Source organism: Novosphingobium sp. BL-S-34 (assembly GCF_056857015.1).
Genome location: NZ_CM166472.1, coordinates 937,684 through 956,444, shown reverse-complemented (window position 1 = coordinate 956,444; position 18,761 = coordinate 937,684). Strand labels below are relative to the sequence as shown.

Annotated in this window: 19 protein-coding genes; 8 read left to right on the top strand and 11 right to left on the bottom strand. The window is 67.7% G+C overall.

Going from position 1 to position 18,761, the window contains the following annotated elements:
* Position 1: 1 nt before the first annotated feature.
* From AC1VV3_RS04450 to modA, 6 genes are all read right to left on the bottom strand, one after another.
* On the bottom strand, positions 2-1,663 hold the full coding sequence (locus AC1VV3_RS04450; RefSeq protein ID WP_431566919.1) for a family 43 glycosylhydrolase: 1,662 nt from the start codon (positions 1,661-1,663) through the stop codon (positions 2-4).
* Entirely contained in the window at positions 1,660-2,052 is a 393-nt protein-coding gene (locus AC1VV3_RS04445; protein ID WP_134093134.1) for a C-glycoside deglycosidase beta subunit domain-containing protein, read from the bottom strand. Before AC1VV3_RS04445 ends, AC1VV3_RS04450 begins: the two co-directional genes overlap by 4 nt.
* Positions 2,052-3,056, bottom strand: a complete 1,005-nt coding sequence (locus AC1VV3_RS04440) for a sugar phosphate isomerase/epimerase family protein (RefSeq protein WP_431566918.1) — start codon at positions 3,054-3,056, stop codon at positions 2,052-2,054. Before AC1VV3_RS04440 ends, AC1VV3_RS04445 begins: the two co-directional genes overlap by 1 nt.
* 181 nt (positions 3,057-3,237) lie before the next feature.
* The gene (locus AC1VV3_RS04435) at positions 3,238-3,873 is read right to left on the bottom strand and encodes a molybdenum ABC transporter ATP-binding protein (protein WP_431566917.1); all 636 of its coding nucleotides are present in this window, start codon (positions 3,871-3,873) and stop codon (positions 3,238-3,240) included.
* Positions 3,863-4,579, bottom strand: coding sequence for a molybdate ABC transporter permease subunit (gene modB / locus AC1VV3_RS04430; RefSeq protein ID WP_134093131.1), 717 nt, complete (start codon positions 4,577-4,579; stop codon positions 3,863-3,865). The genes AC1VV3_RS04435 and modB overlap by 11 nt, the downstream gene beginning before the upstream one ends.
* A 19-nt stretch (positions 4,580-4,598) precedes the next feature.
* Entirely contained in the window at positions 4,599-5,369 is a 771-nt protein-coding gene (modA, locus tag AC1VV3_RS04425; protein ID WP_431566916.1) for a molybdate ABC transporter substrate-binding protein, read from the bottom strand.
* 254 nt (positions 5,370-5,623) lie between these two features.
* On the opposite strand from modA, the gene AC1VV3_RS04420 reads away from it, so the two are divergent.
* Positions 5,624-5,830, top strand: a complete 207-nt coding sequence (locus AC1VV3_RS04420; protein WP_132263366.1) for a hypothetical protein — start codon at positions 5,624-5,626, stop codon at positions 5,828-5,830.
* A 28-nt stretch (positions 5,831-5,858) separates the two neighbouring features.
* On the opposite strand, the gene AC1VV3_RS04415 is transcribed toward AC1VV3_RS04420, so the two are convergent.
* Entirely contained in the window at positions 5,859-6,737 is an 879-nt protein-coding gene (locus AC1VV3_RS04415) for an alpha/beta fold hydrolase (RefSeq protein ID WP_134093129.1), read from the bottom strand.
* A 194-nt stretch (positions 6,738-6,931) separates the two neighbouring features.
* On the opposite strand from AC1VV3_RS04415, the gene trxB reads away from it, so the two are divergent.
* Entirely contained in the window at positions 6,932-7,900 is a 969-nt protein-coding gene (gene trxB / locus AC1VV3_RS04410) for a thioredoxin-disulfide reductase (RefSeq protein ID WP_132263362.1), read from the top strand.
* 44 nt (positions 7,901-7,944) lie between these two features.
* On the opposite strand, the gene AC1VV3_RS04405 is transcribed toward trxB, so the two are convergent.
* Genes AC1VV3_RS04405 through AC1VV3_RS04390 form a run of 4 tightly spaced genes read right to left on the bottom strand, consistent with a single transcriptional unit; the run spans position 7,945 to position 10,746 of the window.
* Positions 7,945-8,724: a hydrolase 1, exosortase A system-associated gene (locus tag AC1VV3_RS04405; protein ID WP_431566915.1), complete on the bottom strand. Its 780-nt coding sequence runs from the start codon at positions 8,722-8,724 to the stop codon at positions 7,945-7,947.
* Positions 8,721-9,392, bottom strand: coding sequence for a hypothetical protein (locus AC1VV3_RS04400; protein ID WP_431566914.1), 672 nt, complete (start codon positions 9,390-9,392; stop codon positions 8,721-8,723). The genes AC1VV3_RS04405 and AC1VV3_RS04400 overlap by 4 nt, the downstream gene beginning before the upstream one ends.
* A 22-nt stretch (positions 9,393-9,414) precedes the next feature.
* Positions 9,415-9,678, bottom strand: a complete 264-nt coding sequence (locus AC1VV3_RS04395) for a phosphopantetheine-binding protein (protein WP_132263357.1) — start codon at positions 9,676-9,678, stop codon at positions 9,415-9,417.
* Positions 9,679-9,717: 39 nt separating this feature from the next.
* Entirely contained in the window at positions 9,718-10,746 is a 1,029-nt protein-coding gene (locus AC1VV3_RS04390; protein ID WP_431566913.1) for a GNAT family N-acetyltransferase, read from the bottom strand.
* A 35-nt stretch (positions 10,747-10,781) separates the two neighbouring features.
* On the opposite strand from AC1VV3_RS04390, the gene AC1VV3_RS04385 reads away from it, so the two are divergent.
* From AC1VV3_RS04385 to AC1VV3_RS04360, 6 genes are all read left to right on the top strand, one after another.
* On the top strand, positions 10,782-12,320 hold the full coding sequence (locus AC1VV3_RS04385) for an acyl-CoA ligase (AMP-forming), exosortase A system-associated (RefSeq protein WP_465128116.1): 1,539 nt from the start codon (positions 10,782-10,784) through the stop codon (positions 12,318-12,320).
* On the top strand, positions 12,317-13,543 hold the full coding sequence (locus tag AC1VV3_RS04380) for a pyridoxal-dependent decarboxylase, exosortase A system-associated (protein ID WP_431566911.1): 1,227 nt from the start codon (positions 12,317-12,319) through the stop codon (positions 13,541-13,543). Before AC1VV3_RS04385 ends, AC1VV3_RS04380 begins: the two co-directional genes overlap by 4 nt.
* 169 nt (positions 13,544-13,712) lie before the next feature.
* Positions 13,713-14,372 carry an XrtA/PEP-CTERM system exopolysaccharide export protein gene (locus AC1VV3_RS04375; RefSeq protein ID WP_132263350.1) on the top strand — a complete coding sequence of 220 codons (660 nt, stop codon included), beginning with the start codon at positions 13,713-13,715 and terminating at the stop codon, positions 14,370-14,372.
* 31 nt (positions 14,373-14,403) lie between these two features.
* Positions 14,404-15,924: an XrtA system polysaccharide chain length determinant gene (locus AC1VV3_RS04370; protein ID WP_132263349.1), complete on the top strand. Its 1,521-nt coding sequence runs from the start codon at positions 14,404-14,406 to the stop codon at positions 15,922-15,924.
* 9 nt (positions 15,925-15,933) lie between these two features.
* Complete coding sequence (locus tag AC1VV3_RS04365) at positions 15,934-17,043, top strand: P-loop NTPase family protein (protein WP_431566910.1); 1,110 nt, start codon at positions 15,934-15,936, stop codon at positions 17,041-17,043.
* Positions 17,040-18,758 carry a preprotein translocase subunit YajC gene (locus AC1VV3_RS04360; RefSeq protein ID WP_431566909.1) on the top strand — a complete coding sequence of 573 codons (1,719 nt, stop codon included), beginning with the start codon at positions 17,040-17,042 and terminating at the stop codon, positions 18,756-18,758. The genes AC1VV3_RS04365 and AC1VV3_RS04360 overlap by 4 nt, the downstream gene beginning before the upstream one ends.
* Positions 18,759-18,761 lie beyond the last annotated feature (3 nt).

The following is an 18,761-nucleotide window of genomic DNA, read 5'->3' as shown; positions in this document are numbered from 1 at the left end:
TTCAGCCTCCCTCGAAAGCACGGTAGCGATAGTCGCGGAAGCGAGCCAGGCCATTGCCGCTGGCGAAGAGGGCCGGGCGAAGGCTGGCGAGATCGTCCATCGTATTGGCATGGTAGCCGGAGACTTCGCTGCGCACGGCATGGCGGATCCAGTCGCCGCCGGGCACGCGGTGGTACATGGTCACGATCTGCCGTGCATTGACGATCCGCAGGTCGATCCGGCTGCCTTTCGCCACGGGCTCCTGCCAATAGCTTGGTTTGCCGCCGCGGTAGCTGACCATCCGGGTGCCGTCATAGCCCATGCCCAGGAACAGGCGATCGTTGAAGAACAGCAGCAGCCCCGCTTCGGCCCCGCCTTCCAGTTCCAGCGAGACGGTGCATTCGTAGGCATGGTCGCCGACAAGATGGGTAAGCGGGGAGCAGTCCTGCGGCCCGGCTCCCTTGGCGGCGAGCGCCAGCGCGCCGCCGCTGACCACGGCGCGCGTGCTTTCGCTGGGGGCCTGGTTGTAGAACCGCCAGCGCGTGCCCAGCGCGGCGCGCGAGAAATCGTCGGACCAGGCCATTCCCTGCCGAAGATCCCGCGGGGCCGAGACGCTGCCGGTCTGGCCGCGAACGGCGGGCTTGGGCAGGGGGCGGGAGAGATCGGCGCCCATGGCGCGGGGCCAGCCGTCCTTGTCCCACTGGATCGGTTCGAGCAGCGTCTGGCGGCCCAGCGTGTAGAAGCCGTTTTCATAGCCGTGATAGACGGCCCACCAGTCTCCGCCCGGCCCTTCCACCAGACTGGCATGCCCGCGCGAGAGCCACTTGTCCGCCGGGTTCCAGGTGCGGATGATCGGATTGTGCGGGCAGTCCTGCCAGGGGCCGTTGATCGAGCGGGCGCGGGCCACCGTCACCATGTGACCCGTGGGCGGACCGGCCGTGCCGCCCACCGCGGTCACCAGGTAGAACCAGTCGCCGCGGCGGAACAGCTTGGGGCCTTCCAGCGAATAGGCCTCGGTCACCCAGTCGTCGGGGTACTTCCAGCCATCGTAGACTTTCTCCACCGGCCCGTCGGTGGCGAGGCCGTCGTCCGTGAGGCGCACGCGGTTGACGCCCGAGAGGAACAGGTAGCGCTTGCCGTCTTCGCCCACGACATGGCCGGGGTCGATCAAGCCGCCGATGCCAAGGTCGATCGGGTCGCTCCAGGGGCCGCGAATGTCGTCGGCGTGGATGACGAAGATATTGGCAAAGCTCTTGAGGCCCTGCGACCAGGGCGCCTGCATGAACGGGATGTAGATGTAGTAGCGCCCCTCGTGCTTCACGAGATCGACCGCGAAGACGGTGCCGAGAGGCTTGTCGAGCGCGGGGCCGATGGGCGTCCAGTTCACCAGATCGCGCGAGTGCCAGATCAGCAGGCCCGGCGCCGCCTCGAAGGAGGAATGGGTGAGGTAATAGTCCTCACCGTCCTTGAGGATCGTCGGGTCCGGGAAATCGCCGGCCAGCGCGGGATTGAGATAAGTCCCGTCGCCGCGATCCGCCCGCCGCTGGCCCTCGGTGCCGGGCAGGGCAGGGGCCTTGGCCGGCGCGGCGCGGCCCGCGCTCCAGGCCGCACCCGAGCCCGCTGCGAGGCCCGCACCCAGGCCCGTGAGGGAACCCAGGCGCAAGGCGTCACGCCGGTCGATCATCGGGCGAGCGAAACGCGCTTGGCGTCGCTGTTGACCGAGGGGAAGGGCAGGTAGGAGACGCGCAGCTGCTGGAGCAGCGAAAGCTCGTGCTCGCCCTCGGGGAAGCCACCGGCATGGTCCACCAGGATGGTCGCCGGCGCGCCGAAGGGCCAGCGGCGATCGTAAGCCACTTCCATTTCGTCCAGGCTGAGCGGGCCTTTGCCTTCGTCGAAACGGACGGCTTCGCGAGGCAGGGCGGCGCCGTCGATCGAGACGTCCAACTTCTCGACCATCGAGAGGCCGAGGCCGCGATAATAGCCCAGCCGGGCCTCGAAGGCGAAGCCGGTCGGTGCATCGGCCGGGCCGGTGTTGCGCAGGGTGGCGGCGTCGATCAGGTACTTGTCGAACATCAGGCGATCTCCCTTTCCGCGTCGGCTTTGGCAATGAGGCGTTCGAACATGACGTGCTGGCGGCGGACCTGTTCGCGGCTGTCGACCGGCGAGACGTCCTGGATCCAGCGGTTGCCCTCGTATTCGCTGGAGAGCGTGCCTTCCCAGCCGCACTTCACCAGTTCGGGGATCACTTCGTCATAAGCGATCGTGGGATCGGTGCAGTCCTCGCTCATGCCGTAGAACTTGGCCTGGATATGCCGGAAATAGGGGGCATAGTCGCCGATCCGCCGGGGGTTGGCATAAGGCGCGTGGCGCAGGGTCTCGGCCATGGCGATTTCCGCCTTGTTGCCGCCCATCTTCACGGCGACTTCGTAGATCGTGTATTCGCACATGATCTTCTGTTCGTGCTGGTCGACGATGAACTGCGTCACTTCCGGCCGGGCGCCCTGCCGTTCGAAGCGGGCGCGGAATTCGGGCGGGTAATGCTTCATGAAGATGCCCATGTCGGGCAGGATGCCGAGGTGCTTCGTGCCCAGCCGATCCGCTTCCTCGATGGTGCGCAGGATCCAGGCATGTTCGAGATGCCAGGGCGCGTGGACTTCGACGCCCATGTGGACGTCCAGTTCCTCGGCATAAGGCACGCACTGCGCCAGGATGTCGGGCCGCACGAAGACCAGCACGCGCATGTTGCGGATGCCCAGGCGGTTGCAGAGCACCAGATCGCGCCGGATGCTCTCCACCTGTTCGGCATCGGAGATCAGTTCGCCCTTGCGCAGCTTGGTGTCGAGAAACATGTCGTAGCAGGTGAAATGCGCGCCGTGGCGGGCGAGCATCTCGTGCCAGCGGGCCACTTCGGCATCGTCGATATGCGGGAAGGCCGGCATGTTCTGCTCGGGCAGGATTTCGATGCCCGTCGCGCCGATCGACGCGCCGAAGGCGATGCAGTCCTCGACCGACATCTGCCCCAGGAACATCTCTTCCTGGAAGCTGTAGAGGCTGACGCCCCGCTGGATTTTCGACATGTACCCCATCTCCCGGGCCTGCCTGTGCAGTGCCTTAGTGTATTAGAATTACAATTCATGTTTGGGCGATGCGCGCGAGGCTGTCAATCGGGGGAGAGCGCAATTATTCGGTGTCGGCTCGGCTTAAGAGGTCAGCCGCGATCTTTGGCTAGATCGTCGGCCCGATCTTCGGGCAAGCGCTTCAGCTCCGGGCCGGGATGTCGATCACGCGGTCGGCCAGCCGGTCCACTTCCGCGCGGTCGTGGCTGACATAGAGGATCGGCAGGGCGAGTTCGTCGCGGATGCGTTCGATCACGGTGAGGATTTCCTCGCGTCTTTCGGCATCGACCGAGGCCAGCGGCTCGTCCATCAACAGGAAGCGGGGGCCGGAGAGCAAGGCGCGGCCGATCGCCACGCGCTGGGCTTCGCCGCCGGACAGCGTGGCCGGGCTCCGGTCGAGCAAGTGGCCGATGCCCAGGAAGCCGAGCGCGGTGTCGAGATCCATCCAGCGCTGCGCCGGCGGCGCCAGACGCCAGCCGTAGAGCAGGTTGTCCCGCACGGAGCGGTGCGGAAACAGGCGAAGGTCCTGGAATACGTAGCCGCAGCGGCGCTGCTCGGGCCGCAGGTCGATGCGCCGGGCCTTGTCGAACAGTATCGTGTCCTCGACGAGGATGTGGCCGGCGCTGGGCCGCGCGAGTCCGGCGATGGCGTCGAGCAGGGAGGTCTTGCCCGCGCCCGAAGGCCCGAACAGCGCGGTCAGGCCGCCTTTTTCGGTCCGGAAGACATATTCCAGCCGCAGCTTGCCGCGCTTCAGGGAGATCGCCAGGTCAAAGGGCATGATGTGCCGCCCCCGCCTGGCCGTATCGGGAGCCGCTGCGCCGCGCGAGCCATTCGGACGCCACCAGGGCGACGAGCGAGACGAGGATCGACAGCACGGCCAGGCGCGTCACCTGCCACTCCGAACCGGGCATCTGCAAGGCGCTGTAGATGGCGAGCGGCAGGGTCTGCGTTTCGCCCGGAATGTTGGAGGCGAATGTGATGGTCGCGCCGAATTCGCCGATCGAGCGGGCGAGGCCGAGCACGAGTCCGGCCAGGACGCCGGGCATGGCAAGCGGCAGGGTGATCGTCGCGAAAGTGCGCCAGCGCCCGGCGCCGAGCGTGCGGGCGGCGCTTTCGAGGCGGCGATCGACCGCCTCGATCGAGAGGCGCATGGCGCGGACCATGAGCGGCAGTGCCATGACTGCGGCGGCCAGCGCGGCGCCGGTCCAGCGGAAGATGAACGTCAGCCCGAAGCCTTCCGCGAAGAAACGGCCCAGCGGACCGGCCGGGCCGAAGGCGATCAGCAGGAGCCAGCCGGTGACGACAGGCGGCAGGACCAGCGGCAGGTGCACCAGCGCATCGAGCAGGACCTTGCCGGGAAAGCGCCAGCGGGCGAGCACCCAGGCGAGCGCAAAGGCGACCGGCAGGATCGCGGCCATGGCGACGCCGCTGACCTTCAGCGACAGGAGCAGGACCTGCCATTCTTCCGGGGAGAGGGCCGTCACGCCAGCGGGTCGTGCAGGATCAGCGCGCGCCGAAGCCGAAACGGCGGAACACGGCCTTGCCCTCGGTGGAGATCAGGTAGCGGCGGAAGCCTTCCGCGTCCTTGTGGCGCGAGGATGCCAGCACCGCCACCGGGTAGCTGATGGGGTCGTGCGAACTGGCGGGGAAAGTGCCTACCACCTGCACGCCGGGTTCGGCGCGGGCGTCGGTGCCGTAGACCACGCCCAGCGGCGCGGCGCCCCGGCTGACGAGCGCCAGCGCGGCGCGCACGTTTTCGGCGGGCGCCAGCTTGCCCTGCACCGAAGGCCAGACCTTGAGCCGGGTCAGCGCCTGCTTGGCATAGATTCCGGCAGGCACGGCGTTCGGGTCTGCCACGGCCAGTCGGTTCGGGCCAAGCGCGGCCGCCAGCGGGAAACCGGGGCGAATCGTCAGGCGCTTCGCCTTGCCCGCGGGGCCGACCAGCACCAGGGTATTGGTCAGGAACGACACGCGGGTCTTGGGGCGCAGCAGGCCCTTGGACTGCACTTCGTCCATCCAGGGTTCGTCGGCGGAGACGAAGACGTCTGCCGGGGCGCCCGATTCGATCTGGCGCGCGAGGGCGGACGATCCGGCAAAGGAGATCTTCGGGCGCGGATGCCCCTTGGCCGCCCAGGCGTCGGCCGCGGCATTCATCGATTCCTGCAGGCTGGCCGCCGCCAGCACCAGGGGTCCCGACTGCTGGGCAACGGCAGGTGCGACCGCCAGGGCGAAGACCGCGAACAGCGATGTCAGGAAGGCGAGCAGCCGGCGCATGGTGGAAGGTCTCCGAAAGGACTGGGCTATATTCCGTCGTATATGGCTGGATGCATGCATTGCAAGGCGTTGATGCGGCGCGACGCGGAGTGGCCTGGATGGTGTGGGCCCGATGGTTTGGGCCTGATGGTATGGGCAAGCCCGGAGGAAGATGTTAGCATCCCGATTCTGCGGGAAGGTTCGGGACGTCACGCCAAAAGGCGGACGGCATCGGACCGGCGGGCAAAACCGCCACGCATTAGGGGATGTTGTGAATGAACGTCGTGAACGAAGGTATCTTTCAGTTCGAACGCCGTCCGGAAGGTTTCGCCGGACTCCATCACGGGATCAGTTCAAGCCTGGTCTATGCCGCCCAGAGCGGCAAGTTGGGCAATCCGGAACATGACGCGCGCGGGTTGATGATCGCCGTCGCGCTCTGTGCCTGCTGCTGGCTGGGCCTCGGTTACTTCCTGCTCACCTGACGCGGCGGCCCCGGCCGGGGCCGGCCCCTCAGTCTGCCAGGAATGCCTTCACATCGCCCATGAAGCGATCGAACTGGTCATGGTGCAGCCAATGGCCGGCGTTTTCGTATTCGATCAGGCGGGCGTTCGGGAAGTGGTCGATCCGGCCGTCTTCGGCAGGGCTCTGGGCGAAGCTGTTCTGGCCCCAGAGCATGAGCATCGGGCAGGTGATCGCCTGCCACAGCGCGACGATGTCCGAAGTCGGCAGGTCCGATACCGACCAGACGTTGACGTAGTTGTCGAACTTCCAACTCCAGGTGCCGTCCTCGTTGCGGCTGGCGCCATGGATGGTGAGGTGGCGGGCCTGCTCCTCGGTGAGGAAGGTGTTTTCCTCCTTCATGCGCTGGTAGGCATCCTTGCGGGTGGCGTATTTGCGCGGCAGGCGGCCGGCGGCGCGGCGCTTGTCCTCGATCCACTGCTTCAGCCGCTCTCCCGGGCCGCGTTCCTCCATCTGTCGGCGGATCTGAGGCGGCGGGCCAAGCCCTTCGATGTTGACGAACTTCGCCACTTTCTCGGGGAACAGCCCGGTGAAGCGGGTGGCGATATTGCCGCCGAGCGAATGGGCGACGATCGTCACTTTCTCGTGCCCGAGCGTATGCACCAGTTGTGCGAAATCGTAGACGAAGGCGTCCATCCCGTAGTGCCCTTCGGGCGACCATTCGGAATCGCCGTGGCCGCGAAGGTCCGGGCAGATGACGTTCCAATCGTGCCGCAGTTCCTCCGCCACCCAGTCCCAACTGCGGCAATGGTCCCGCCCGCCGTGCTGGAGAATCAGCGGCGGCGCGTCCGGGTTGCCCCAATCGACGTAGTTGAGGCGCAGGCGCTGCGAGATGAAGCGGTTCGAAGTGGGACCAAGCTGGCTTTTCATGACGAAACCGTGATCCCGGCCCGCGCCGAGGTCAATGGGGAGAGGCTCGTTCTGCCCGCTGGACAGGGGGCATCAAGTGCCGATTTGCGGGGATCAAGTATTTCCTTACAGCGTGCGGCGCTTGGCAAACCGGGGTGCTTGGCCCTATCTCGCGCCCCAACGATATTCGACACATTCACGCCGGAGACTTTCACATGGCGACGACGCACAAGACCCGCATGCTCATCATCGGTTCCGGCCCGGCCGGACTCTCGGCCGCGATCTACGGCGCGCGCGCCGGGATGGAACCGATCGTGGTGCAGGGTCTGCAGCCCGGCGGCCAGCTTACCATCACCACCGATGTCGAGAACTACCCCGGCTTCCGCGAAGTGATCCAGGGCCCCTGGCTGATGCAGGAAATGGAGGCCCAGGCCGTCCACGTCGGCACCCGCATGATGTACGACATCATCACCTCGGTGGATCTGAACGGCCCGATCTTCACCGCGATCGGCGATTCGGGCGACATCTACGAGGGCGACACCCTGGTGATCGCCACCGGCGCGCAGGCGCAGTGGCTGGGCGTTCCGGGCGAGCAGGAACTCTCGGGCAAGGGCGTTTCGGCCTGCGCCACCTGCGACGGCTTCTTCTATCGCGGCAAGAAGGTCGTCGTGATCGGCGGCGGCAACACCGCCGTCGAGGAAGCGCTCTACCTGACCAACCATTCCGACGAAGTGACCCTGATCCACCGCCGCGACAGCTTGCGCGCCGAGAAGATCCTGCAGGACCGCCTCTTCGCCAACCCCAAGATCAATGTCGTCTGGGACAAGCGCGTAGAGCGCTTCATGGAAGGCGAGAACGGCGAACTTCGCGCCCTCGCGCTGATCGACACCAAGACCGGCGAGCAGAGCGAAATCCTGACCGACGGTGCCTTCGTGGCCATCGGTCACGCACCCGCGACCGAACTGTTCAAGGGCAAGCTGGCCATGGACGAGACCGGCTATCTGCTGGTCCAGCCGGGCACGCCGAAGACCGACATCGCCGGCGTCTTCGCTTGCGGCGACGTGATGGACCATGTCTATCGCCAGGCGATCACCGCTGCGGGAACCGGCTGCATGGCCGCGCTCGACGCCGAGCGCTATCTCGCCGCGCGGGACTTTGCCGAAGCGGCGAAAGTCGAGGCCTGAGGGTTTGCGTAAGGGGTTCGGGGATTTCCTCGAACCCCTTACGCCTAATCTGCGGCCAGCACGTCCAGCACTTGCGCAAGCAGCCAGTCCTGCGCGTCCGGCTCGACGTAGCTATGAGTCGCGCCGGCACAGCGCCGCACCCGGGGGTCCGCCTTCTGCCAGTGCGCCATGAAGGCAAGGCCGGTGCGATCCCGCTCGGCCACGAGCAGGCGAACGGGGCCTGAAAAGCCGGCGATGCCTGCCGCGATTTCCTGCGCGAGGCCGACGGGCTGGGCACGGGCCGGAAGTACGGCCGCCACCAGGCTGCGGACCAGCTTGCCTACCGCCACCTGGCCGGTCAGCAGACGCTTGATGGCAGCCGGATCGGCCAGCCGGCGCCGATAGTGGTCGCGCACGACTTCGGCCGGGGCCTCCGCGGCGGTGTCCTCGATGGTCCAGGGATTGGAAAGCACCAGCCCGTCCAGCCCCGCCCCTTTCGCGAGCATCAGCGCGCTGGCGGCGTCGCAGTTTCCGAAGCCGATCACGCGGCGAAGCCCCGGGCATTCCGCGCGGAAGGCTTCCAGGGCGGCGCGGATATCGGGGGCGCTTGACCGGAATTCGCCGTTCTCACCCTCGCTGTCGCCCACGCCGCGGCGATCGAAACGCAGCACGGGGTATCCTTCCGCCGCGATGCGCGCCGCGAAGCGGGCCTGGCCGTTCCAGGCACCGGCGCGCACTTCGTTGCCGCCGGAGACCAGCAGGAGACCGGTCTCGCCCGGTACCCCGTCGAGCGTGGCGACGAGGCGGGCGCCTTCGCAGGAAAACGTGAAATGCCGCCGCGTCATGGTTGCATGGCCTCCACCAGAAGCGCGGCGAGGGCATCGGCCTGCGCCGCGTCCTCGTCCGGCTCGGCGCGGAGCCAAAGGCCGCTGCCGCCGATCCGGTCCTGGGCGATGACGCTTGCCCCGATCGCAGGTTCCAGGCGCTCCAGGTCGCGAAAAAGCGCGCTGCCGAGTGGATATCCCGCCAGCACGAGACCATCCTCGCGGGCGGCGACCGTCAGGGCCTCGCGGTTTTCCTCCAGCCCGGCCTCGCGACTGGCCAGCATGCGCGCGCGAAGCATGCCGCGCAGGATCTGCGCGCCCTTCACCGGGGCATAGTGGAACGCGGGGAGGGGCGGCGTGAACAGGCAGCCGCCGCGCAGGCCCAGCGCATGGGTCGCGCGGAAGTGCTGCGCCGCGGCACCCATGGCGTCCTGCCAGTGCCGGGCATCTTGCCCTGGCAGGCCGGAGAGGCTCTCGTTCGTGCCGGGAAGATCGGGCAGCACACTGTCCATACCCGCACGGTCGAGCCGCCGCATGACTTCCACGGTGAAGCGGCGCAGGCGATTGCCCTCGTCGAACAGCGCGGGCACGATCAGCAGGCGGCAGGCGCGTCCGCTGCCGAAAGCGAGCGCCTGTTCCTCCTGGGAGCCTCCGTCGGGAAGCGGGCAGAGCCAGGTCGCGGGGGTCATCGGGCGATACCCCCCGCGCGGGTCATGCCGCGGTGCGCTTGGCTTTCGCGAAGTCCAGCAGGCCGCCGAAAGTCTCCAGCATCTCGCCGTCGATCTCGTCGTCCTCGATGATGATGTCCAGCCGGTCTTCCAGCTCGGTCAGCAGGCCGGCCACGGCCATCGAATCCAGCTCGGGCAAATGCCCGAACAGGCCGGTGTCGGCATCGAACGTTTCTGCCTGCCCCTGCTTGAGGCCCAGTACGTCCGTCAGGATGCGGCGCAGCAGCAGGTCGGTATCGTCTTGCATGGCCCCTCTCTTCGGGCATTGTCTTTAGTCTCCGCGCCTCTAGCCGCGCTTCGCGGTTGCGGCAAGGTACTGTGCACCTGCCCCCAGAATGCCGCGGGCGAATTCGCGGCCGAAATGCGGCCAGTTCAGCGGCGACCAGGGGCGGAACATGTCCAGCCGATATCGCGGCCGCACAATTTCCATCCAGTCGCGCTTGTAGGGATCGTCGCCGGTGCCGAAATCCACGAGATTCACCCGGTCCATGTCGATGACGTGGCGGAACAGCGCAGCGCTGAGCACCGAACCCGGCGAAAGCGGCTTCGCGGCCTCGCGGTGTGCCAGCTTGTGAATCCAGGCGGTGCCGTGCTCGACGGTCCACATCTGCGCGGCGACGGGCTCGCCGTCCGCCAGCGCCAGGCCAAGCCGCAGCCGCCCGGCCCGGCCTTCGGCCTCGGCAAATGCGCGCAGGAAGGCGGGACTGCCTTCGTGGGGCTTCCAGCTTTCGGCATAGATCGATTCGTAGGCACGCCAGACGTCCGCATCGAAGCGGTCGAGCACCCGGGTTTCCACTTTGCCGGACTTGCGCTTGAGCGTGGTGCGCAGCTTGCCGGGACGGGAAACGAGGTATTCCGCGTAATTGCGGCCATCCACCGGCAGGACGTGGTTGGTGTCGCAGGCTTCGCGGCGGACGCGCCAGCCGGCATTTCGAAATGCCGTTTCGAGGCGCGTGGCGCTGCGATCCTCGTCAGGTAAGCCGCTCAGCGTGATGCGCCGCGCCTTGCCCGCAAGGTCTGCCGCCAGCGCCTGGAGCAGCCCGTCACTGCGCGAGGCGAGGGGGCGATAGCGGAACGTGTACCAGTTCGACAGCGCCTGGAGGTGGCCTCCGGTGCCCTGCAGCGGCAGCACCGCCAGGTCGTCCTCCTCGCGCGCAACGGCGATCAGCGGAGCAAGACTGCAATGCTCGGCCAGTCCCTGGAACCAGGCGAACCGGTCGAACGGCGCGCGCTGGTTGCTCTCGGAAAGCCAGGCAGCTAACTGGCCATCCGATTGCACTTGCTTAAGATCGCGGTGATAATCGACCTCTATCACGTCCCGTTCGAACCCCTGCGGAGCCTATCCCCGTCATGACCGGCAGTACCGAAAATCCGATCCTGCCGCTCGACCATCTCGCCCTGCGCGGGAAGGATTCGGCCGAGGCGCTCGTGCTGCGCGGGGAGGTACTGGACTACAAGGCATTAAGAACGCGTGTCTCCCGCCTTGCGGCTTGGCTGGCGCGCGTGGTGCCGGAAAAGGGCGCGCGCGTGGCCTCGTGGGCGGCGAAGGGCGAACTGACCTGCCTGCTGCCGCTGGCCGCGGCCCGCGCCGATCTGGTCCATGTTCCGGTGAACCCGCTGCTCAAGCATGCGCAGGTCGCCCATATCCTGGCTGACAGCGGCGCGCTGGTGCTGATCGGCACGCCCTCGCGCCTGGCATCGCTGGGCGAGGGCGATGTCCCGCCGGCCTGCCGCATCATCGAGGAAGGCGCTGCGCTGGCTGAAGCCGCGGAGCAGGGCGGAGAACTGCCGCCCTCCGCGGCCGATCCCGACGAGCTGGCCGCGATCCTCTATACCAGTGGCTCCACCGGCCGCCCGAAAGGCGTCATGCTCAGCCATGCCAACATGTGGCTGGGGGCAGAGAGCGTGGCCGAATACCTGGGCCTCGCGGCCGACGATCGCACTCTCGCCGTGCTGCCGCTGTCCTTCGATTACGGGCAGAACCAGCTGCTTTCAACCTGGTATGCCGGGGGCTGCGTGGTGCCGCTGGACTACCTCATGCCGCGCGACGTGGTGAAGGCCGTGGACCGCCATGCCATCACCACCTTGGCCGCCGTGCCGCCGCTCTGGGTGCAGGTTTGCGAGCTGGACTGGCCTGCCGACGTGGCAGCGAACCTGCGCCGTCTCACCAATAGCGGGGGCGCGTTGACGGTCGATCTCGTGCGCCGCATGCGCGCCCTGTTCCCGCAGGCGCGGCTCTTCGCGATGTATGGCCTGACCGAAGCCTTCCGCTCCACGTACCTCGACCCCGCGCTGATCGACACGCATCCCAGCTCGATGGGCAAGGCGATTCCCCATGCCGAAGTGCTGGTCGTGACGGAAACCGGCAGGATTGCCGCGGACGGGGAGGAAGGGGAACTGGTCCATTGCGGCCCGCTGGTCGCCCAGGGCTACTGGCAGGACCGGGAGCGCACGGCGGAACGCTACAAGCCCGCACCCGCCGGATCGCGCTACGGCGGCATGGCGGTATGGTCGGGAGACCGCGTGAGGCGCGATGCGGAGGGCCTGCTCTATTTCGTCGGCCGCCGCGACGCCATGATCAAGAGCGCCGGCAACCGCATCAGCCCGCAGGAAGTGGAAGAGGCGGCGCTGGCGACCGGGCTCGTCGCCGAGGCGGTGGCCCTGGGGTTGGCGGATGCGCGGCTGGGGCAGGCGGTTCATCTCGTGGTCCGCGCGGCGCCCGGTGCTTCAGGCGCAGAGGAAGAATTGCCCCGTAAACTCATGCAGGAACTGCCGAATTTCATGCAGCCCAAAGTGATCCACTGGCGCGCGGCGCTGCCGATCGGGCCGAACGGCAAGATCGACCGTACCGGCCTTGCCGCCGCGCTCGCCGTGGAGATCCTGGCATGAAGGCGCTCGGTCCGATCCCCGCCGGGTTCGCGGCGATCGACGGCGTTCTGGCGGTCGGCGGCAAGCCGGTGACGCAGTGGGCGGCGCAAGCGGGCGACACGCCGCTGTTCCTCTACGAAGCGGACCGCGTGCGCCGCCGCGTGGCTGAACTGCGCGCGGCCATGCCCGAGCGCCTGGCACTGCACTATGCCGTTAAGGCCAATCCGTTCCCGCCGCTGCTGGCCTTGATGGACGGACTGGTGGACGGGTTCGACATCGCCTCGGGCGGGGAACTCGAGATCGTGCGGGGCGCGGGGATCGACCTTGCCGCCGTCAGCTTTGCCGGCCCCGGCAAGCGCGACCGCGAGTTGGAAGCGGCGATTCGCGCGGGCGTGACGCTCAATGTCGAATCGGAAGCCGAGGCCCGGCGCGCCATTCGCATCGGCGAATCGCTGTGCCTGACGCCGCGCCTTGCCATTCGCGTGAATCCGGATTTCGACCTCAAGGGATCTGGGATGAAGATGGGCGGCGGTGCCAAGCCCTTCGGCGTGGATGCCGCGCGGGTCCCGGAACTCGTGCGCGAGATCCTGGCCAGCGGCGCGGACTGGCAGGGCTTCCACATCTTCGCCGGAAGCCAGGCGCTCGATGCCGAGGCCATTGCCGAAACGCAGGGCCAGACGCTCGACCTGGCCGCGCGGCTGGCGCTGCAGAGCGGTGCGGTGCCGCCCCGCTGCAATCTCGGCGGCGGCCTTGGCATTCCCTATTTCCCGGGCGACACGCCGGTCGATCTGGCACTGGTGGGCGCGCGGCTGGCGGAGCGCTTCGAACGGCTGCCCGAGGTCTTGCAGGGAACGGCTTTCTGCATCGAACTCGGCCGCTATCTCGTTGGCGAATCGGGCATTTACATCGCGCGCGTGATCGACCGGAAGGAGAGCCACGGCGAAGTGTTCCTCGTTACCGACGGGGGCTTGCATCACCAGCTTGCCGCCTCGGGCAACTTCGGCACGGTGGTTCGACGCAACTACCCCTCCGCCATCGCCACCCGCTTCGGCGCCGATGTGGAGGAGGAGGCCTCGATCGTCGGCTGTCTGTGCACGCCGCTTGACAAGCTGGCCGACAAGGGCGGGTTTCCAAGGGCCGATGTGGGCGATCTGATCGCGGTGTTCTGCGCCGGGGCCTACGGCGCTTCGGCCAGCCCGGCGAACTTCCTCGGCCAGGGTCCGGCGCTGGAAATGCTGGTCTGACCCGGCGTTAGCGATTGGCGCCATGTTGTCCCATAGCGGGACCGCATGGGAATCGCGCTGTCAGGGCTAACGCAATGTTCACCCTTTTAAGCGATAGGCGAGACTGGAAATTTGCCCGGTCCGCCAGTCCCGTACTTGCGGAGAAGCGGGCGCCTTGAGGGATTAGCCTATGCCGCATCGTCGCCCCATCGGACTTCTGGCCGGCCCTGCGCTCGCCGGGATGTCGCTTGCCGGCATGTTGCTTTCGGGCTGTGCCAATGCCGCGCCGAAGCCTGAGCTTCCGCCCGCTCAGTTCGTGGCGATGCAGGAAGGGCCGAGCGAGGAATACGTGATCGGTCCGCTGGACCAGCTTACCGTGTTCGTCTGGCGCAATCCCGAGCTTGGCGCCAAAGTGCAGGTGCGGCCCGACGGGCGGATCACCACGCCGCTGATCTCCGACATGCCCGCCGTCGGCAAGACCCCTGCCATGTTGGCCGAGGACATCCGCCTCCAGCTTTCGCAATATATCCAGGACCCGCTGGTGTCGGTGATCGTCGACGGCTTTTCCGGCACGTACAGCCAGCAGATCCGCGTCGTGGGCGCGACCGAGAAGCCGGCTTCGATCCCCTATCGCGCCAACATGACCGTGCTCGATGCGATGATCGCGGTGGGCGGTCTCTCGGAATATGCCGCCGGCAACCGTGCGCGGCTGATCCGCTTCGACAAGGCGAGCGGCAAGCAGACCGAATATGCGCTGCGGCTGAGCGACTTGCTGAAGAAGGGCAAGAGCAAGGCCAACGTCATGCTGAAGCCGGGCGACGTGATCATCATCCCGGAAAGCATGTTCTGAGGATCGGACCTGACGGGAACGGATTGGCGCAATGAACGGCCTCTACGAAGAACTGCTCGCAGCCCTGCATAGCGTCTGGCACCGGCGCTGGATCGCGCTGGCGGCTGCCTGGGCGATCTGCCTGTTGGGCTGGCTGGTCGTGGCGCTGATCCCGAACACCTACGAATCGCGCGCGCGCATTTTCATCCAGCTCGACGATGCCCTGGCCGAACAGGTCGGCATCGGCGTGGCCGACAAGAAGCGCGATATCGAGCGTATCCGCCAGACGCTGACGAGCGCCGTGAACCTGGAGAAGGTCGTGCGCGGCACGCGGCTTGGCGACACGATCCAGTCGCCCAAGCAGATGGAATCCGCCGTCCTGGGCCTGGGCAAGAACGTCTCGGTCGTGGCGCAACAGGACAACCTGTTCGAAATCACCGCGACCGCCAACTACGCCTCGTTCTCGGATGCCGAGAATGCGCAACTGGCCCGCGAAGTGGCGCAGAAGCTGATCGACATCTTCCGCGAGGAAAACCTTTCGGGCGACCGTGGCGACATGGTCGAGACGCTGGAATTCGTGAACCAGCAGCTTCGCAGCCGCGAGAAGGAACTGGAAAGCGCCGAGCAGCGTCGCACCGCTTTCGAGGCCGAGCATCCCGAAATGGTGCTGGGCGGCGCCGCCGTGGCGCAGCGGCTGGAAAGCTCGCGCACTCAGTTGCGTGATCTTGAGGCGGACCTCTCCGCCGCGCAGAGTTCGCTGGCGGCCATCGACGGCCAGCTCGCCGGAACGCCGCGCACCGTCGCCGGCGGCGGCGCTGGCGGGGCCGCGGGTGCGCTTGCCGCCGCCCAGGCCGAGCTTTCGGCCATGCGCGCGCGGGGTCTGACCGACAACCATCCCGACGTGATCGTGGCGCGCAACCAGGTTGCCGCATTGCGCGGCCCGGCTGCGCAGGAAGCGGCCAATGGCGGCGGCACACCCAACCCGGCCTACAGTTCGCTCCAGTCGATCCGTGCCGAGCGTCTCGCCAATGTCCAGGCGCTGACCTCGCGCAAGGCGGCCCTGCAGTCCGACGTGGCCTCGCTCACGGCATCCGCGATCCAGGACCCCGAACTCGCCACCGAGGCTCAGCGCATCAACCGCGACTATGACGTGCTTCGCCAGCAGTACGACAAGCTCCTGCAGGACCGCGAGGAACTGCGCCTGCGCGGCGAAGTGAAGACCGAGCGCGAGGCCGTGAAGTTCCAGGTGGTCGACCCGCCGACGACGCCGCGCAAGCCCGTCGCGCCGAATCGTCCGCTCCTGCTCGTGGGCGTGCTCATGGCCGGGATCGTCGGCGGCTGTGCCGGTGCCTTCGCCCTCGGCAAGGTCCGGTCGGTCTTCGCGACCACGGCCGGGCTGGAGCGGGCCATCGGCCTGCCGGTGCTCGGTGCGATCTCGCAGAACGTCACGGACCATGTGCGCCAGCTTCGCCGCCGCCGGCTCAAGTATTTCTTTGGTGCGGGCGCGGCGCTTTGCGCGCTCTGCGTGGTGCTGCTCGCGGTCGAGTTCATCCAGCGCGGCATGGTGGCCTGAGGAACGGCGATGACGGAACACAGCAAGATCCCGCTTTCCGGGCATGACGACGCGGCGCACGAAGCCGAAAACCAGCCTCAAAAGCAGGCGCCGACCGGGCGCACCCGCGGCCCCGGCGAATCGCTGATCGAGCGCGCCGCCGGTCGCTTCGATTTCAACGCGATCATCGCGCGTCCCGGCCCGCTGCCGGTCGAACCGGCGCGCAAGGCGCCGGCTCCGGCCGCCCCGCCTGCCGCCGTGCCTGCCGCCCCGACCGCCTCTGGCGCGCCTGCCTCTGTGCCGCCGCCATTCGCCGCGCCCTTGGCTGCCGAACAAGAACCCGCGCCGCCCCTGGCCGCGCCGCCCTTGGCTGAGCCGCCCTTTGCCGCGCCGATCGCCTTCAGCGACGACCATCATCCGATCGACCGCGAGCACTTGCGCGAGCAAGGCCTGATCGTGCCCGAAGGCACCGTCACCGCGCTGCTCGAAGAGTTTCGCATCGTGAAGCGCCAGCTTCTGGTCCAGGCCGCCGACTTGCGCCGCCAGGGCGCGGGCGCCGCCTCGCAGCGCATCCTGATCAGTTCGCCCCATCCCGGCGAAGGCAAGACTTACTGCGCGCTCAACCTCGCCCTGTCGATCGCGGCCGAGAAGGAGAGCGAAGTCCTGCTGGTCGATGCCGACTTCGCCAAGCCCTCGATCCTCTCCGCACTCGGCCTGCCGGGCGGTCCCGGGCTGATGGATGCGCTGATGGACGAGACCATCGATCCCGCCGCCTGCGTGCTCGGCACCGATATTCCGGGGCTCTGGATCATGCCGGCGGGCGATGCGACGATCAACGACAGCGAATACCTCGCCTCCTCGCGCACGGCCGAGGTGCTGGAGCGGCTGACCGAGAACGCGCCGCGCCGCATGGTGATCTTCGATTCGCCGCCCGCGCTGGCAGCGTCGCCCGCCGCGGAACTCGCCAAGTACGTCGGCCAGACGGTGGTGATCGTGCGCGCCGACCGCACCGGGCAGGGCGCGCTGGAGGATGCCATCTCGCTGCTGGGCGCCTGCCCCAACGTCCAGCTCCTGCTCAATGACGCGCAGTTCAGCCCGAGCGGTCGCCGCTTCGGCTCCTATTACGGATACAAGGGATGAAGTCGGCTTCCTGGACCTCGCTGGGGCTGGCCGCCTTGACCGCCGTGGCCGCGCTGCCCGTGCAGGCGCAGACCATGGGCTACGACCAGGTCGGCGCCGGCTCCGACGAGGCAGCTTCGCCAGCCGACAGCCCGTCCGGCGGCGGCAAGCCAGGCCGCGGCGAACGCGGCAAGGGCACGCGCCGGCTGGAAGTGACGCCTTATATCGAGATCGACCAGATCGTCGACGCGCAGCTCTCGCCGGGCAATGACGTGCTCACATATACCCAGCTGGCGGCGGGCGTGGACCTGGGCATCTCCGGGCGAAACAATGCCGCCTCGGCCTCGGTGCGCTACGAGCGCTACATCGGCTGGGGCCGGAAGGCACAGGACGGCGACGCCATCAGCGGCATCGTGCGCGGCTATACCACCATCACCCCCGGGTTGACGCTGGAAGCGGGCGCACTCGCCACCCAGGCGCGCGTCCAGAATGGCGGATCGGCGCTTTCCGCCGGCCTCACCAACGACGGGACGCGGACGAACATCTATTCGGTCTACGGCGGCCCGTCCTTCAAGACGCGCGCCGGCGATGTGGACTTCTCCGCAAACTACCGCGCCGGTTTCACCAAAGTGGAGCAGCCCGATGCCTATGTCGCCGTACCCGGCGGCGCGGCGGGCGATCTGTTCGACAAGAGCGTGACGCAAGTGGCCGATGTCGAGGCCGGGGTCGCGCCGTATGTCGTCGCGCCGGTCGGCCTGGGCGTGGCGGGCAGCATCTATCAGGAGGACGTCTCCAACCTCGACCAGCGCGTGCGCGACATGCAGGCGCGGGCATTGGTGACCGTTCCCGTCAGCCGCACCGTGCAGGTGGTGGGCGCGCTCGGCTACGAGGATGTGGAAGTCTCCAGCCGCGACGCGGTGCGCGATGCTGACGGCAATCCCGTGGTCGGCCGCGACGGACGCTATGTGACGGACAAGAGCGCCCCGCGCGAACTGGCCTACGATGTCAGCGGACTGCTCTGGGACGTGGCCGTGATGTGGCGCCCCAGCCGCCGCACCTCGCTTTCGGCCCATATCGGCCGCCGCTACGGCTCCACCAGCTTCGGCGGCACCCTGGCCTACGCGCCGGACGACCGCAGCCAGTTGAGCGTGGGCGTATACGACAGTGTCAGCGGTTTCGGCGGACAGCTTGGCCGCGCGCTCGATCAACTGCCCGACGATTTCGTGGCCGTGCGCGATCCGGTGACGGGCGAGCTGCGCGGCTGCGTCATTTCGCTCGATGGTAACAACTGCGTTTCCGGCGCGCTGGGTTCGGTGCGTTCGGCGGTCTACCGGGGCCGCGGCATCGCCGCGAGCTATTCGCGCGAGATCGGGCGTCTCAATGCCGGGATCGGCGCTGGCTACGACCGCCGCGACTTCATCGCCGGACGGAACACCGTCCTGGCCGCCGCGGACGGCGTGATCGACGAGAACTGGTGGATCGCGGCCTATGTCAGCGGCCAGCTCGGCCGCGATGCAGGCTGGTCGGCCAATGTCTACGCCAACTGGCTGACCAGCACCGATGCCCTGACCGGCAATGTCGAGGGCTACGGCGCCACGCTCGGCTATTACCGCATGCTGGCCCGCCGCCTCCGCGCGACGATGGCCCTCGGGATCGACGGGGTAACCCGGAACGATCCGCTATATGACGACTACTGGACCGCGTCCGCCCTTGCCGGCGTGCGCTACAGCTTCTGATTG

Excerpts from the sequence above, each read along its gene's own strand:
- AC1VV3_RS04450 (WP_431566919.1), bottom strand. The coding sequence starts at position 1,663 with ATGATCGACCGGCGTGACGCCTTGCGCCTGGGTTCCCTCACGGGCCTG.
- AC1VV3_RS04445 (WP_134093134.1), bottom strand. The coding sequence starts at position 2,052 with ATGTTCGACAAGTACCTGATCGACGCCGCCACCCTGCGCAACACCGGC.
- AC1VV3_RS04440 (WP_431566918.1), bottom strand. The coding sequence starts at position 3,056 with ATGTCGAAAATCCAGCGGGGCGTCAGCCTCTACAGCTTCCAGGAAGAG.
- AC1VV3_RS04435 (WP_431566917.1), bottom strand. The coding sequence starts at position 3,873 with ATGCCCTTTGACCTGGCGATCTCCCTGAAGCGCGGCAAGCTGCGGCTG.
- modA (WP_431566916.1), bottom strand. The coding sequence starts at position 5,369 with ATGCGCCGGCTGCTCGCCTTCCTGACATCGCTGTTCGCGGTCTTCGCC.
- AC1VV3_RS04420 (WP_132263366.1), top strand. The coding sequence starts at position 5,624 with ATGAACGTCGTGAACGAAGGTATCTTTCAGTTCGAACGCCGTCCGGAA.
- AC1VV3_RS04415 (WP_134093129.1), bottom strand. The coding sequence starts at position 6,737 with ATGAAAAGCCAGCTTGGTCCCACTTCGAACCGCTTCATCTCGCAGCGC.
- trxB (WP_132263362.1), top strand. The coding sequence starts at position 6,932 with ATGGCGACGACGCACAAGACCCGCATGCTCATCATCGGTTCCGGCCCG.
- AC1VV3_RS04405 (WP_431566915.1), bottom strand. The coding sequence starts at position 8,724 with ATGACGCGGCGGCATTTCACGTTTTCCTGCGAAGGCGCCCGCCTCGTC.
- AC1VV3_RS04400 (WP_431566914.1), bottom strand. The coding sequence starts at position 9,392 with ATGACCCCCGCGACCTGGCTCTGCCCGCTTCCCGACGGAGGCTCCCAG.
- AC1VV3_RS04395 (WP_132263357.1), bottom strand. The coding sequence starts at position 9,678 with ATGCAAGACGATACCGACCTGCTGCTGCGCCGCATCCTGACGGACGTA.
- AC1VV3_RS04385 (WP_465128116.1), top strand. The coding sequence starts at position 10,782 with ATGACCGGCAGTACCGAAAATCCGATCCTGCCGCTCGACCATCTCGCC.
- AC1VV3_RS04380 (WP_431566911.1), top strand. The coding sequence starts at position 12,317 with ATGAAGGCGCTCGGTCCGATCCCCGCCGGGTTCGCGGCGATCGACGGC.
- AC1VV3_RS04375 (WP_132263350.1), top strand. The coding sequence starts at position 13,713 with ATGCCGCATCGTCGCCCCATCGGACTTCTGGCCGGCCCTGCGCTCGCC.
- AC1VV3_RS04370 (WP_132263349.1), top strand. The coding sequence starts at position 14,404 with ATGAACGGCCTCTACGAAGAACTGCTCGCAGCCCTGCATAGCGTCTGG.
- AC1VV3_RS04365 (WP_431566910.1), top strand. The coding sequence starts at position 15,934 with ATGACGGAACACAGCAAGATCCCGCTTTCCGGGCATGACGACGCGGCG.
- AC1VV3_RS04360 (WP_431566909.1), top strand. The coding sequence starts at position 17,040 with ATGAAGTCGGCTTCCTGGACCTCGCTGGGGCTGGCCGCCTTGACCGCC.